Source organism: Phyllobacterium sp. CCNWLW109, assembly GCF_037203905.1.
GTDB lineage: Bacteria > Pseudomonadota > Alphaproteobacteria > Rhizobiales > Rhizobiaceae > Phyllobacterium > Phyllobacterium ifriqiyense.
Map to the genome: position 1 here is coordinate 652,497 of NZ_JBBCBK010000003.1, position 13,205 is coordinate 665,701.

Annotated in this window: 16 protein-coding genes; 7 read left to right on the forward strand and 9 right to left on the reverse strand. The window is 51.9% G+C overall.

Annotation, left to right across the window (positions count from 1 at the left end; all coding sequences use genetic code 11):
- Positions 1–11 precede the first annotated feature (11 nt).
- A complete protein-coding gene (locus V9K92_RS13710; RefSeq protein ID WP_307281080.1) occupies positions 12–767 on the forward strand; it encodes a Crp/Fnr family transcriptional regulator in 756 nt (251 codons plus the stop codon).
- Between the two features lie 13 nt (positions 768–780).
- Here the strand turns inward: V9K92_RS13710 and V9K92_RS13715 are convergent, their stop codons facing one another.
- Positions 781–1,002, reverse strand: coding sequence for a hypothetical protein (locus tag V9K92_RS13715; RefSeq protein ID WP_336440415.1), 222 nt, complete (start codon positions 1,000–1,002; stop codon positions 781–783).
- A gap of 154 nt (positions 1,003–1,156) precedes the next feature.
- On the opposite strand from V9K92_RS13715, the gene V9K92_RS13720 reads away from it, so the two are divergent.
- Positions 1,157–2,665 (forward strand): sensor histidine kinase, encoded by a 1,509-nt coding sequence (locus V9K92_RS13720; protein WP_337354234.1) that lies wholly within the window; start codon positions 1,157–1,159, stop codon positions 2,663–2,665.
- Here V9K92_RS13720 and V9K92_RS13725 read toward each other — a convergent pair.
- From V9K92_RS13725 to V9K92_RS13740, 4 genes are all read right to left on the reverse strand, one after another.
- Positions 2,645–3,118 (reverse strand): hypothetical protein, encoded by a 474-nt coding sequence (locus V9K92_RS13725; RefSeq protein WP_337354235.1) that lies wholly within the window; start codon positions 3,116–3,118, stop codon positions 2,645–2,647. The genes V9K92_RS13720 and V9K92_RS13725 overlap by 21 nt on opposite strands.
- Positions 3,119–3,120: 2 nt before the next feature.
- On the reverse strand, positions 3,121–3,459 hold the full coding sequence (locus tag V9K92_RS13730; RefSeq protein ID WP_115054325.1) for a DUF883 family protein: 339 nt from the start codon (positions 3,457–3,459) through the stop codon (positions 3,121–3,123).
- A 125-nt stretch (positions 3,460–3,584) separates the two neighbouring features.
- Entirely contained in the window at positions 3,585–4,445 is an 861-nt protein-coding gene (locus tag V9K92_RS13735; RefSeq protein ID WP_115054324.1) for a PRC-barrel domain-containing protein, read from the reverse strand.
- Positions 4,446–4,634: 189 nt separating this feature from the next.
- The gene (locus tag V9K92_RS13740) at positions 4,635–4,793 is read right to left on the reverse strand and encodes a DUF3309 domain-containing protein (RefSeq protein WP_115054323.1); all 159 of its coding nucleotides are present in this window, start codon (positions 4,791–4,793) and stop codon (positions 4,635–4,637) included.
- Positions 4,794–4,972: 179 nt separating this feature from the next.
- Here V9K92_RS13740 and V9K92_RS13745 point away from each other — a divergent pair, with 179 nt between their 5' ends.
- The 4 genes from V9K92_RS13745 to V9K92_RS13760 all read left to right on the forward strand — a co-directional run bounded on the left by V9K92_RS13745 (position 4,973) and on the right by V9K92_RS13760 (position 8,709).
- A complete protein-coding gene (locus V9K92_RS13745) occupies positions 4,973–6,943 on the forward strand; it encodes an AI-2E family transporter (protein ID WP_115054322.1) in 1,971 nt (656 codons plus the stop codon).
- A 255-nt stretch (positions 6,944–7,198) separates the two neighbouring features.
- Positions 7,199–7,390 (forward strand): CsbD family protein, encoded by a 192-nt coding sequence (locus V9K92_RS13750; protein WP_115054321.1) that lies wholly within the window; start codon positions 7,199–7,201, stop codon positions 7,388–7,390.
- A 108-nt stretch (positions 7,391–7,498) separates the two neighbouring features.
- Positions 7,499–8,305: a transglutaminase-like domain-containing protein gene (locus tag V9K92_RS13755; RefSeq protein ID WP_115054320.1), complete on the forward strand. Its 807-nt coding sequence runs from the start codon at positions 7,499–7,501 to the stop codon at positions 8,303–8,305.
- Positions 8,306–8,472: 167 nt separating this feature from the next.
- Complete coding sequence (locus V9K92_RS13760) at positions 8,473–8,709, forward strand: DUF768 domain-containing protein (protein WP_115054319.1); 237 nt, start codon at positions 8,473–8,475, stop codon at positions 8,707–8,709.
- A 6-nt stretch (positions 8,710–8,715) separates the two neighbouring features.
- Here the strand turns inward: V9K92_RS13760 and V9K92_RS13765 are convergent, their stop codons facing one another.
- Complete coding sequence (locus V9K92_RS13765) at positions 8,716–9,144, reverse strand: Lrp/AsnC family transcriptional regulator (protein WP_115054318.1); 429 nt, start codon at positions 9,142–9,144, stop codon at positions 8,716–8,718.
- A 121-nt stretch (positions 9,145–9,265) separates the two neighbouring features.
- On the opposite strand from V9K92_RS13765, the gene V9K92_RS13770 reads away from it, so the two are divergent.
- Positions 9,266–10,369, forward strand: coding sequence for a saccharopine dehydrogenase family protein (locus V9K92_RS13770; protein ID WP_115054769.1), 1,104 nt, complete (start codon positions 9,266–9,268; stop codon positions 10,367–10,369).
- Between the two features lie 63 nt (positions 10,370–10,432).
- Here the strand turns inward: V9K92_RS13770 and V9K92_RS13775 are convergent, their stop codons facing one another.
- The 3 genes from V9K92_RS13775 to V9K92_RS13785 all read right to left on the reverse strand — a co-directional run bounded on the left by V9K92_RS13775 (position 10,433) and on the right by V9K92_RS13785 (position 13,152).
- Positions 10,433–11,683 carry an aminopeptidase gene (locus V9K92_RS13775; protein ID WP_337354236.1) on the reverse strand — a complete coding sequence of 417 codons (1,251 nt, stop codon included), beginning with the start codon at positions 11,681–11,683 and terminating at the stop codon, positions 10,433–10,435.
- A gap of 105 nt (positions 11,684–11,788) precedes the next feature.
- Positions 11,789–12,640 carry an SDR family NAD(P)-dependent oxidoreductase gene (locus V9K92_RS13780; protein ID WP_115054316.1) on the reverse strand — a complete coding sequence of 284 codons (852 nt, stop codon included), beginning with the start codon at positions 12,638–12,640 and terminating at the stop codon, positions 11,789–11,791.
- Positions 12,641–12,705: 65 nt separating this feature from the next.
- The gene (locus V9K92_RS13785; RefSeq protein WP_307281050.1) at positions 12,706–13,152 is read right to left on the reverse strand and encodes a hypothetical protein; all 447 of its coding nucleotides are present in this window, start codon (positions 13,150–13,152) and stop codon (positions 12,706–12,708) included.
- Between the last annotated feature and the right edge of the window lie 53 nt (positions 13,153–13,205).

Genomic DNA, 13,205 nt, shown 5'->3' on the forward strand with positions numbered 1-13,205 from the left:
CCGGACAAACAATGAAAAATAATGGAGCATCGACGGTAAGACAGTATCCTTGCGAAAGGTGCCCTTTACAAAATTATCCGCATTTCCAGCAGCATGAAAAAGATGAAGTCGAGTTTCTGTCCGGGTTCAAGATGGGCGAGCTGGTTGCCGATGTCGGCACGACCGTACTTGGCGAGGGCAGAAGCAGCGCGCATCTCTTCACCGTCCTTTCCGGTTGGGCGTTCCGGTATAAAACTCTCGAAGATGGCCGCCGGCAAATTCTGAATTATGTGTTGCCGGGCGACCTGATTGGCCTGCAAGGCTCATTGATGAAAGAAATGCAACATTCGGTCGAGGCGTTATCGCCCTTGGTGATGTGCATGTTTCAGCGAGACAAACTGCCAGCCCTGTTTCAAAGTTATCCAACAATCGCCTACGACATTACCTGGTTAGCCTCACGCGAGGAGCAGATGCTTGATGAGATATTGCTAAGCGTTGGTCGCCGGTCGGCGCTCGAGCGGGCAGCCTATCTTTTCGCATTCATATATCAGCGCGCCAAATCGGTCGGAATGGTGAAAAACAACACGCTGATGGTGCCGCTTCGCCAGCAGCATGTTGCCGATACTTTGGGTCTATCAATTGTTCACACGAATAAGACCTTGAAGAAACTTGCAGCCAAAGGCGCATTGCGTTGGCTTGATCGGGGTTGTGAAGTCATTGATCATCAAATTCTTCTGGATATTGCCAAATGGCAGGGGTTACCGCCTGCACCCCGGCCTTATATCTAAGGGCACCTCCATTTCAGAGGGTGGCGGCACCGGTTTCAGGCTTCTCCGCGTTTAATTGATCCAGAGCAAGTTCAATATCACGCAGATCCCTGGTGACTCCGTCATCGGGGTCCATCCCGCCCTCAGTGGCCGCTCTCTGCAGTCCGCGGGCTTCCGACAGAAGTTCTTCCAACTTTGCAATTTTTTGGACTTTGCTAAGGCCCGCGTCCGATAGAATGTCGTTTGCGTTGAGCATTTTGTCCTCCTTGTAATGGCAGATTAAAAACGAATGGGGTGATTAAATGTTCCCTGTGAGGAACAATGCCAACGTGGCGGCGTTGAAGTCGTTGGATATATAACTTAGTGAAGTAGGGGCGCCTTTCAGACGGGCTGTCACGTGGGATATGAAGTTGACCGACACTTCCGAGAGTAATTTTCTGTTCCTGGCGGAATCGTCGCGTCGTGAGGTTCTTTCTACGCTCCGGCCTATAGGCAAAGATGATAGCGATCTGGACAATCTAACGGAGCTGGCATTATCGATTTTCAATGTTGATGGGGCGCGCTTGTCTCTGGTTGACAGCGATCAAAGCCACGTTTTGTCTTTTTGCGGGCTCTTAGGTAATATCGATATATGGACGCTCGAGGCGCATTCAATTGCTGCATCGGAACCATGTTTCGTTGTTCCGGATGCTTCCGGGGATGTGCGGTTTGCTGAAACCAGCGCAGTCGTACAGGCACCGCGCATAAGGTTTCTGGCTATTGCGCCAGTTCATGTAGCAAATGAGCGTGTCGGCACTCTAAGCATTCTGTCGCTCAAGCCGCATTCCGAATTTACCCATGAGCAGCAACAAAAATTGATACAACTGGCCCGTCTGGCGGGATCGCTTATGGAGTTGAAGCGCAACTCCCGCCTTGATGAAACCGCTGTCAAAAAACTGCACCTCGAAGAAGATCGCAATGCCATGGCGCTGGAGGTGGGAAACGTCGGCAGTTGGGTTTGGGATTTGAAAACCGGAATCTTTACCGGCAATAAGATGGCTTATTCCATGCTGGGCTTGAGCGAAGACAGCCCCGTTACAGGCGAGGACGTTTTCCGGGCAATGCATCCGGATGATTTTCCAATGATGAAGTCGTCAATCACCCGCGCTCTGGCACATGACCAGGATTATGCGGGAGAATTCCGCGCCGCCTCTTCAGGCCAATGGCTACTGGGTCGAGGACGGATCTTTGAACGCGATGAATCAGACCGCCCTACTGTTGCTGTCGGTGTAAACATCAACATAACCGCGACAAAAAATGCTGCCGAGAAAACACGGCTCTTGCTTCGTGAGCTCAATCATCGCGTCAAGAATACTTTGGCCATGCTGCAATCACTGGCACGCCAGACCTTAAATCGGACAGCTGACCCAGCCGAATTCATGGAAGCCTTCTCAGGTCGGCTGCGCGCCATTTCTGAAGCGCACACGCTTTTGTCCGACCGCGAATGGAGTGGAATCAACCTCGTCGATTTGATCACGAGACAGGTTGAACCCTATGCGATCTACGATGCCGGTCAAATGGTGCTGGTTGGCGAAGATGTCATCCTGCCGCCTGATCACGCCTTGGGTCTGGGTATTGCCCTGCATGAGCTTGCGACGAACGCGGCCAAGCATGGTGCGTTCTCAGTGGCTGGGGGCCAGGTGCGCATCTCTTGGGAGATTGAGCAGGGACTGGACGGATCACGCGTGATTATTCACTGGATAGAAGCGGGCGGGCCGCCCGTAGCCACACCTGCGACACGTGGACTGGGCGAGCGTCTCATTGAGCGGAGCCTTGATAAGGTGATATCGAGCAGCGTCAGGTTAAGTTACTCGGAAAGCGGCATGGAGGCGATTATCTCCATGCCCATCAAGGATAATTCAGTCCCTGAGTTCCTCTGATACATCGCGGCGGCGCCGTTGCCGTGTTTTGGGTTTTTTCCCGAGCATCGACAGACCGCCAAAAGCAAGCACGGGTAGCGCCAGCATCAGCAAGCCACGTGAACGCAGGAGCATTGGTGCAGCAGCGATGGCAGCGACAGTCAATAGGGCTGTTGTGTCGGTTTTTGCCCGGTCACGCTGGCGTTTTCGAATGATGGCGTCGGATATTTTCATGATGATATACAATATGATCGCCACAGCGATTGCGCCGCCGCCAATATAAAGGGCAGCCCGCAATTCACCGAAACGATCCGACAAGGCAATATAGGCTGCGACCAGCAAAAAGACGGCACCGATGGCGCCGAATATTCCGATAATGCTCAGGAAGATTGCGCTTCGCTTGACGCGACTGAGGGTCAGGCCAATCTCACCGGCGGCGAGACTGGTCAAAAAAGGAGTCAGCAGTTTCATCATGATCAGCGACGTGACATCAAAGCGAGAAGAAAGCCGACTCCAGCTGCCACTGCTATAGATGTCAGCGGTTTGTCGCGGATAGTTTCGGCCAACTGATCTTCAATGTCCAAAGCTTGCGATTTCAGTTCTTCGAACACTTCCTCGCCGCGAACCCTGGCTGTTTCAAAGGAATTTGCAGCATTGGCGCGCGCATCCTTGGTCGAATTTTTACCGATTTTTGCAAGCGTTGCAGCAATATTTGCAATATCTTCCTTCAGCGCCGCGACCTGCGCCTGCAAATCAGGGTTGGTTTCGGTGGCATCATCGACTGCTTTTTTAATTTTCGAGGAAACTGTGGCCATACGATAACTCCTTGGAAAATAGATGCATATGATTTCGAAACGTTGCTCGAAACTATTTGTTCCATGCGAAGCCGGCCACCGCAAGCGGCGATGACCGGGCCGTTATCGCAAAGCAACTGCTTTTATTATTCGGCAGTGCCCCGTAACAGAATTTTCTCGCTGTCGGCCTTATAGGCTTCTGGGGTGTAAGCGGGCTGCGCCTCCAGTTCCTTTTTTGTGAAGGGCGTGAAAACCGAGATTTTGCCGCTGTCATCGGCAAGCAAATCGAGATTTTCAATGGAGACGGCGATAGGTTTTTTGCCCAGGCCCAGAAATCCTCCCACATCCACTACAAAGGCCTCAATTTGACCGTCCGGTGTCATCAGCGCGTCACCAACACTTCCAAGTGTTTCGTCTTCCGGTCCATAAACCGCCGAGCCGATCAGCTTATCGGCGCTCATTGCACTTGAGGGCACCGCTTTCAGGGCGCTGCGAAGTTTAGCGGGTGACTTTTTTATGTCTTGTTCCGTCGCGTTGATGGCTGGTTCAGGCGCCTTGGCGGGATCCGAGGCGCCATCTGTCAACAATACGGAGCGGTCATAGGCAGGAGCTTTTTCCAGCTCTTCTTTGCTGGCGGCGATTACCAACCACCGTTTATTATCCGGCTTTTCCGCCCATGAAAGCTGATCGAGACTTACCGCCACTTCTTTCTGGCCGACGCCGAGAAATCCACCCACAGCAATGACGGCACTTTCAGCGCGCCCTTCAGGATTGAGCACAACATCTTTGATCTCGCCAATGGAAGCCGCATCGTCATTCGAACTATTATAGACCGTCTGACCGATAAGACCGGCGGTCAATACCTGCCCTGGGGCCGCTACAAGATATCGATCCTGTGCGGGTGCTGCCACGATTGGTTGGCCAAATATGTCGGATCCATCCTGTGCTGCTGCCGTGATAGTGAGAGCCACCACTATGGCAGAACTGGAGATAAGTCGTTTTAACATTCATGTTCCTTTGCACCGGAAGGGAAAACACCAGCCCACGGGGAGCTGGTGTTTTTGTAAATGACTGAATTTGAATGGTTTTATGAAAGATAGCCCATCAGCCAAAGAATGATGATTATTGGAAGCGGCAGGCCGATAAGCCAAAGTAAAGCGCCACGCATCATGGGTTTAATCTCCTTTTCGTTTATATCAGATACGGCCCATCAGCAGCAGAACCAGTAATATTACCAGAACGATGCCAAGAAGACCGGAAGGGCCATAACCCCAATTGCGTGCATGGGGCCAAGTGGGAAACACGCCAATCAATGCAAGGATGAGGATGACGACAAGAATTGTTGTTAGCGACATGTTCAAACCCTCCGATTTATTCTTCGGATAATAAACACCGCGACAGCGAATTTCGTTCCAAACCTTTGCAGTTAAAGATGAAACGCCGATGCCGATGCAACCAATTTGCTCAGGCGGCGTTGGAGTGGCGGGATTTAATGGAGAGGTGCGTTCTATGCATTTTGGATTAGGGGTATTTCATGCCTTCTGAAGATTTCAGCGGGCGGTCGCCGCGTGCCGTGGAGCGCGTGACGAGAAAGTCTGTCTCTTCACCAGCAATTGTTGGAGTGGATACCCGAGCGCAGTTTCCACCAATTATCGTCGCCATAGCTATTGTTGCAGCGCTTTATCTGGCCAGTGATGTCTTTGTGCCATTGGCATTGGCATTGCTTCTGACATTTGCTCTTTCGCCGCTGGTAACGCGGTTGCATCGTAACGGCATACCAAAAGCCGCGGCTGTCATCAGCGTGGTTGTCACGGCCTTTATGGTGATTGCCATATTTGTCGGAATTGTCGTGAGCCAGCTAACGGTTTTGGCGCAGAACCTGCCAAGCTATCAGTATAATATCGAAACAAAGATCCGGACGATCAAGGATGCTCAATCTGGTAACAGCATCTTCGACCGCGGCGCCCGCATGTTCAAAAAATTCAGTGAAGAGATCGGGCGATCGGATGAAGTGGAGCGTTTTCCCGTCGACAATGGCCCTGACAGTCGGGATCAGGCACGCAAACCACCGGAAAATGTCGAAGTACAAAATCAGGAAATCGGCACTCCACTGAAAGCACAAGATCCGAACAAGCCTGTGCCCGTCGAAATCCGTTATCCTCCGCCTGATCCGCTGAGCCTTTTGCAGACATTTGCCGGACCGTTGATTCAGCCCTTGGCAACCATCGGTATCGTGATTGTCGTGGTTATCTTCATGCTCATGCGCCGAGAAGATTTGCGGGATCGCTTCATAAAGCTGGTCGGAGCAAGTGATATTCACCGAACGACGACAGCACTGCACGATGCCGGCAAACGTGTGGGGCAATATTTGCTGATGCAGCTTATCATCAATATCAGTTTTGGCGTGCCGATTGGGATCGGGCTATGGCTGATAGGTATTCCCAATCCGATGTTGTGGGGCATGCTGGCAATTGTCTTGCGGTTTGTGCCCTATATCGGTCCCATTATGGCGGCGTTTTTCCCCTTGATGCTATCGCTTGCCGTTGATCCGGGATGGATGCTGCTGGTCTGGACCGCAGCCCTTTTCATCGTGCTTGAGCTGATCAGCAATAATATTATGGAGCCATTGCTCTATGGGTCGAAGACGGGCCTTTCGCCCGTTGCCATTCTCATGGCGGCAATCGTGTGGACATGGATTTGGGGACCTATCGGTCTTATTCTTTCGACGCCGTTGACCGTGTGTCTTGTGGTCCTCGGCAGGCATGTGCCGAAGTTTGAGTTTCTAGATGTGCTGCTTGGCAACGAGCCTGTGCTTTTGCCACCACAGCAATTGTATCAACGATTGCTGTCGGGGGATCCCGATGAGGCAACAGAGAAAGCGGAGGAATACCTCCAGTCAAACTCCATCGTCGATTATTATTCGTCTGTGGCCGTTCCTGCACTTCTATTAGCCGAACATGATCGCGGGCGCGGGGTGCTGGATGCTCCCAGACGCAATCGCGTTGCGCAAAGCATGGTGTTTCTCGTTGAAAACCTGTCTGACTATCATGAAATTCTCGAAGAAGAGATCAAGGTAGATGAGCAAGCCAAAACCGCCAAGGCAAAGACTAAAAAGGTAGAACCGACCAAACCAAAGACCATCATATCGGCTGGCGGACGCGGCAATCTGGACGACGCTGCCGCTGTTATTATGGGTGACATCCTTGAGCGCAATGATTGTGAGGTTGACGACATCACCCATGACGAGCTCGAGGCTGCGAATATCGCCAAGCTCGAACTTGCCGGTGTGAGCGCTATCTGCATCAGCTACCTTAACACCTCATCCATTGCCCATGCGCGATATTTGATACGGCGGATCAGGCGGCGGAACGCACGAATAAAAATCATAATCGGTTTTTGGGGTGAGGATGCCGAAAATGTGGACGCTGCAAAGATTGTCGGCTCCACACGCAACTGCATTTTTGCCTCTTCGATCGAGGATGCGATCGGCGAACTATGTTCCTGAGCCGTCGTTTTATGTATTTCTTTTTCGGGACGGATTTCAGCGGAACCAAGATATAGCTGCAGCGTTTCTCACAAGCTGATCGAGCCTTTGATCGGTAACATAAGACCCGGTGCCTGTTCCCCCGTGGGTGCCGGGTCGTTCGTTATTCGAATATTTTATCTATTTATATCAATAGCTTAATTGATTTTCTCTGGGAACAATCCTGCGTGAAGCCCGTTTAGTGATGTAGTTGAAAAAGCTTTCAGGGAGTATCCAATGGGTAGCACTAGCGACAAGATTTCCGGCGCGGCCAACAAGATGGCCGGTAATGTAAAACAGGCAGCCGGCAAGGCCACTGGTTCCAAGAAGATGGAGGCTGAGGGAAAGGCGCAGGAGCTGAAAGGCGATGTGCAATCAGCCAAGGGTAAGGCAAAAGACGCCGTTAAGAAGGTCGTCGACAAGGCTTGATAGTCCAAGAATGTGAAAAGTTTAACCGGTCCGCTTTTGGGCCGGTTGCTTTTTGCGCCAGACTCTGCCGATGCTGTTTCAACACAAATATAATCAAGGGAACCGTGGATGATATTACATGTAGGGTGCGAGCTAACATTTGAGTTCACGCAGGAAACACCCCTTGTAGCGATATTGAATGTCCATCATTCACGTTTTGACGATCTGGAAGGTATCGAAACTTTTCAGACAAACTTTGATTCAACGATCACAGGCTATCACGATCAATTCGGTAATTGGTGCAACCGCATTGTCGCCATGCCAGGCACCTTTATCTGTTCTACGAATGCTCTTGTGCGGGATAGCGGGTTGCCGGACCCTGTTGTGCTGGATGCTGTCCAACATCGCGTACAGGACCTGCCGGATGAAACGCTCGTATATCTCATGGGTAGCCGATACTGCGAAACCGATCTGCTGAGTGACGAGGCCTGGCGCTTGTTTGGCAATACGCCGGAGGGATGGCAGAGGGTGCAGGCTGTCTGCGACTTTGTGCACAACCATATCACCTTTGGCTATGAGTTTTCCAATCCGACCCGCACAGCTTCGTCTGGCTATTATGAAGGGCGTGGTGTTTGCCGTGATTTTACCCATTTGGCCGTTGCATTTTGCCGGTGCCTGAACATTCCAACCCGCTACTGCACCGGCTATATCACCGATATCGGCGTGCCGCCGCCACATGCCGAGATGGATTTTTGTGCCTGGATGGAAGTTTATCTTGGCGGTGCCTGGCACGCATTTGATCCGCGCAACAATAAGCCTCGTATCGGCCGGATAAAGGTAGCGCATGGCCGAGACGCGGCAGACGTGCCTTTGACCAATATTTTTGGCCCGAATTTGCTGACGAAGTTCAAGGTATGGGCGAAGGAAGCCCGCTAGATCGCCGGACGTCCTCATGGACTCAACATGGCGATCTATCCTTTTATTTTAGCATCGGATTATCCGAAAACCGGGATCCCACTTTTCGGTCCGATGCTTTAATGCGCAACCTTATCGCTATCTAATTGTTTTACTGGATCGACGGGCAATAATTCCAGGAGCACAAAATGAGTCAGCGAGCTATTGATTTCGTTAATAACTGGATTGAAGCTAATATCGATACCAACAAGCCAGTTGATATGGAGCATCACGATCGTCGCCCTCAGCGTCTCGCGGAACGTTGTGCTGCCGATGCCGAGGCTGCGGGTATCACCGAAGCTGAGATCAAGGATGGTTTGGGTGATCTCGAAGTGTGCATGATTGCCGCGGTCGACAGGGTTGCACTGGCTAAATCTGAGAAATAGGTCTGATCAGCGTTCTATGCGTGTGGAAAGGATGATTGACGACATCGTTCTTTCGACGCCTTCCAATGCGCCGATTTCGTCGAGCAACCTGTCCAATTCCTGGATTGATGGGGCCTCAACAATAACAATCATATCGAACTGCCCGCTAACCGAATGCAGGGTTCTGACCCATGGTATTTTGCGCAACGAAGCTTCGACCCGTACAGCAAATTTGGGCAAGGCAGTGACCAGCACATGCGCCTTGACCAAATTCTGCTGATATTCCGGCGATAGCTGGACGCTGTATCCGCGGATCATTCCCCGATTTTCGAGCCGTTCGATGCGGCTCTGCACTGTGGTGCGTGACAGCCCGAGCTTACGCGCAAGGTCGGCTGTGGAGGCCCGGGCATTTTCCCGGAGCAGGGAAAGCAGGGCATGATCAGCTTGTGTCAGCATAATGACAAATCCACTCGGCATATTAGTTAAACTTAAGAGTTATATCGTCAGTATATACACTGCATTTCGCCGAGCAATATGAGAAAATTCCGAAAGGTTTATGCATATTCAGGGGAATCACATGAAAGAGATCGTCGTTGTAGGGGCAGGCAAAATCGGAGGAACGATTGCCAATTTGCTGAGCGAGACAGGGGAATATCACGTAACTGTCGTTGATCGCGCGCAGACACAATTGGATGCACTTGAGGTTTCAGCGCATGTGGCTACCAGCTGTATTGAAATTGCTGAAGCGGGCGTGCTTGAAAAAGTGCTGGACGGCAAGTTCGCTGTTCTGAGCGCGGCACCGTTCCATCTGACCACACGCATCGCTGAGGCCGCTGCCAAATCCGGCGTCCACTATCTCGATCTGACGGAAGACGTTGCCAGCACGCGCATTGTCAAGCAATTGGCGACAACAGCAAAGACTGCGTTCATTCCGCAATGTGGTCTCGCGCCCGGGTTTATCTCCATCGTTGCCAATGATCTGGCCAAGCGCTTCGATACGCTGGAAAGCGTTCGCATGCGCGTTGGCGCGCTGCCGCAATATCCATCCAACGCGCTCAACTATAATCTTACCTGGTCGACGGATGGCGTGATCAATGAATATTGCGAGCCATGTGAAGCGATTGTCGACGGTGAACTGACCGAAGTTCCACCGCTTGAAGAGCGCGAAGAATTTTCGCTCGATGGCGTAACCTACGAGGCATTCAACACATCGGGCGGACTTGGCACATTGTGCGAGAGTCTCTTGGGCAAGGTGCGTACGCTCAATTATCGTACGATCCGCTATCCCGGCCATGCCGCCATCATGAAGGCGTTGCTGAACGATCTCGGACTGCGCGATCGCCGGGATGTTTTCAAGGACATTCTTGAAAACGCCCTGCCATCAACCACGCAGGACGTGGTTGTGATCTTCGTAACGGTCAGCGGCCGCAAGAAGGGGCGCCTGTTGCAGGAAACTTATGCAAACAAGGTCTATAGCGGCCATATCGGATCGCAGCTTTATAGCGGTATCCAGATCACCACAGCATCGGCCATTTGCGCTGTTGTGGACATGCTTGCGAAGGGTGACCTGCCACAGCAGGGCTTCATCAAACAGGAAGACATCGCACTTGATGCATTTCTGGCTAACCGTTTCGGCAAGGCCTATGCCCAGACCGAGACTGCCGGGCGTCTCGTTGCCTAATAGTATTTGAGATCAAATAGATCGCCACCGCCTTCGCGGTGGCGATTGAATTGCGTGGTTTAACTATGCCCACTCGCCATTGCGCATAACGGGAACAGTCGAGCCATCCTTATGGATGCCATCCACATCGATTTCTCCAGATCCAATCATCCAGTCGATATGAATAAGGCTCTTATTTCCGCCCTTTGATGCTATCTCCTCCGGACTCAACGTTCCGCCATTGATGAAGCATTTCGAGTAGCATTGACCGAGTGCTATATGGCTTGCAGCATTTTCATCGAACAGCGTGTTGAAGAACAGCAGCCCTGAAGCAGAAATCGGCGAAGAATGCGGGACAAGCGCCACTTCACCGAGGCGGCGGGCACCTTCATCCGTACCGAGAATTTTATTGAATACTTCCTCGCCGCGTGTCGCCTTGGCTTCGACGATCTTTCCAGCTTCAAAGCGAACCTGAATATTTTCGATCAAAGTACCCTGATATGACAATGGTTTGGTGCTGGATACGTGACCGTCAACCCGAAGAGCATGCGGGGTGGTGAATACTTCTTCGGTCGGAATATTCGGATTGCAGGTGATGCCATTCTTGGCCCTTGAAGCGCCACCTTGCCATTCATGTTCATCGGCCAGCCCTACGGTCAGATCTGTGCCGGGGCCTTTGAAGTTCAGGGAAGCAAAGTTCAGGCCGTTCAGCCACTCCCTGCGCTTGAGCAATGCGGCATTGTGGTCGCGCCAGGCGCTGACCGGATCATCAATATCCACACGGGAAGCAGAGAAAATGGCATCGGCAAGCATTATGACAGCTGCATCGGGGTCCTGATCGGGAAAAACCTGCTTAGCCCAAGAGGGGTTGGGATAGGAGACGATGTTCCAGTTAACGTCGAAGCCAGTGATTTTTTCCAGCGCTGGTTGATAGGCTTTCGATTGCGCCCTGTTCGCCCGCGCGACTTTCTCGGGATCTTCTGCCGATAACAACATGGGATTATCGCCAGAAATGGCGAGGCGCGCCGTATTGGCAGAAAACGCTTTTGCCATCCCTTCGTAAAGCCAGCCTGCGGAATGGTCGAAACTATCCTCTGGCGCATTGCGATAACGCATCAGCGTTGTTTCTTCGTCATTGTAAAAGGTCGTGACCAATCCCGCGCCTGCCTTATAGGCATGCTCAGTGATGCGGCGAACAAGAGGAAGGGCGGCAAGCGGTGCTGTGATCAAAAGGTCCTGTCCCGGCTGCAATTGCAAACCGATTTTCACGGCAACCTCGCCCAGCCGATCGAGTTTGACTGGGTCGATGGAAGGGATCTTTTGAGATGAATTCATAATATACCCATGCGGTTAAAAAGTTTGCGTCAACATAAAGCGGGTTTACCGCCCTCTTCAAGTCGGTAGTGTGGATTTATTCAGCCCACACGCCGGACTGATTTCTCAGGCATTTTGTTTGAGAAAATTGGCAAACCGGGATTCAAAATCCGGATGCCACCGCGAAAGCGGCGGACGGTTTTGGATAATATCATTTGCTGCCCAGAGAATTCGCTTCTCGTCCAAAGCGCGAGTAACGTCATTATCAGGGCACAGAATGTAAAAGTCGCCAGCCGCCACGCTCTCCAGCATGAAATCAACTGTCTGTTCCGGTGTCCACGCGCCAGCGGGTTTCTCAACGCGGTCGCCCTTTGTAAGGGCCGTATAAACAAAGCCCGGAATGAACAGATGTGCGGTTACGTGACAGTCTTTCGTGTTACGTAACTCGTGTTGCAACGCCTCCGTAAAGGTCTTTACCCCTGATTTGGAAACGTTATAGGCGGGGTCACCCGGTGGAGTGGTTATGCCTTGCTTCGATCCCGTGTTGATAATCAAACCCGGCGTCTGACGCTTGATCATTGACGGGCCGAATATCTGACAGCCGTGAACCACGGCCATCAAATTGGTTGCAATAATGCGATCCCAATTGCTGCCGTCGAAGACGCTGCTTCCAGGTTGGATGCCGGCATTGTTCATTAAAATGTCGGTCTGGCCGAATTTCTCATCGACAATCTGTTTCAAATTCCGCAGATCGTCGGGGCGTGTCACGTCTGTAGCAACTGCGATGACGGCATCCGGATGAGCTGGCTGCAAATCTGCAACTTCCCGACACGCCTGCTCCAACCTCTCTCCGCCCAGATCGGCAATGGCAACCTTCATTCCCAAACCAGCAAAACGCTTTGCCGCCGCCAGACCGATACCCGAGGCCCCTCCAGTAATTACGGCAACATTGGACGGGGATAAAGCGGGATGGTTCATGACAGTCGTCCTCAAATGCGTTGCGAAATGAAGGAGCTTTTCAAGGCGTTGAACTTACGAGGCCATCAGCCGAAATTGGGCACACGCAGATAATGAGGAAGCGGGGTTATTTGTTCCTTGGGCAGGCGGCTTTCTGGCGACACCCGCGTCTCAGGCTTGATAACTGCCTTTGCAGACTTCAGACGCCGGGCCTCAATGATTTCTCTTTCCGAACTCTCTCCCATTGAAAGTGCTTTCAAAAGGATCATTCGCGCTTCGTCGACTATCGACGACTGATTTTCATTGAGGGCGATGTCGAGTATAACGCGCCGGAAATCTGTAAGCTCGATCGGTTTTCCTGCGGCTGCGCGCTGCCGTGCAGCATTCTCTTTATCGATCAGAGCATAAAGTTTTTCTCGCAGATCGGCTCCCACATTTTCATACTGCATGGCGATATCGGGAGCTACCGCGGCCAGTTTTTGCTTCTGCCGTTCGCGGTGCCGTCTCTGTCGTTCTGCGTTGCTCAGTGCCATGTATGAATGTCTACGCCGTTAACAAACGAATCACTTACCCCACCTGTGATAGG

Excerpts from the sequence above, each read along its gene's own strand:
- V9K92_RS13710 (WP_307281080.1), top strand. The coding sequence starts at position 12 with ATGAAAAATAATGGAGCATCGACGGTAAGACAGTATCCTTGCGAAAGG.
- V9K92_RS13735 (WP_115054324.1), bottom strand. The coding sequence starts at position 4,445 with ATGTTAAAACGACTTATCTCCAGTTCTGCCATAGTGGTGGCTCTCACT.
- V9K92_RS13725 (WP_337354235.1), bottom strand. The coding sequence starts at position 3,118 with ATGATGAAACTGCTGACTCCTTTTTTGACCAGTCTCGCCGCCGGTGAG.
- V9K92_RS13755 (WP_115054320.1), top strand. The coding sequence starts at position 7,499 with ATGATATTACATGTAGGGTGCGAGCTAACATTTGAGTTCACGCAGGAA.
- V9K92_RS13760 (WP_115054319.1), top strand. The coding sequence starts at position 8,473 with ATGAGTCAGCGAGCTATTGATTTCGTTAATAACTGGATTGAAGCTAAT.
- V9K92_RS13745 (WP_115054322.1), top strand. The coding sequence starts at position 4,973 with ATGCCTTCTGAAGATTTCAGCGGGCGGTCGCCGCGTGCCGTGGAGCGC.
- V9K92_RS13770 (WP_115054769.1), top strand. The coding sequence starts at position 9,266 with ATGAAAGAGATCGTCGTTGTAGGGGCAGGCAAAATCGGAGGAACGATT.
- V9K92_RS13750 (WP_115054321.1), top strand. The coding sequence starts at position 7,199 with ATGGGTAGCACTAGCGACAAGATTTCCGGCGCGGCCAACAAGATGGCC.
- V9K92_RS13715 (WP_336440415.1), bottom strand. The coding sequence starts at position 1,002 with ATGCTCAACGCAAACGACATTCTATCGGACGCGGGCCTTAGCAAAGTC.
- V9K92_RS13785 (WP_307281050.1), bottom strand. The coding sequence starts at position 13,152 with ATGGCACTGAGCAACGCAGAACGACAGAGACGGCACCGCGAACGGCAG.
- V9K92_RS13780 (WP_115054316.1), bottom strand. The coding sequence starts at position 12,640 with ATGAACCATCCCGCTTTATCCCCGTCCAATGTTGCCGTAATTACTGGA.
- V9K92_RS13775 (WP_337354236.1), bottom strand. The coding sequence starts at position 11,683 with ATGAATTCATCTCAAAAGATCCCTTCCATCGACCCAGTCAAACTCGAT.
- V9K92_RS13730 (WP_115054325.1), bottom strand. The coding sequence starts at position 3,459 with ATGGCCACAGTTTCCTCGAAAATTAAAAAAGCAGTCGATGATGCCACC.
- V9K92_RS13765 (WP_115054318.1), bottom strand. The coding sequence starts at position 9,144 with ATGCTGACACAAGCTGATCATGCCCTGCTTTCCCTGCTCCGGGAAAAT.
- V9K92_RS13740 (WP_115054323.1), bottom strand. The coding sequence starts at position 4,793 with ATGTCGCTAACAACAATTCTTGTCGTCATCCTCATCCTTGCATTGATT.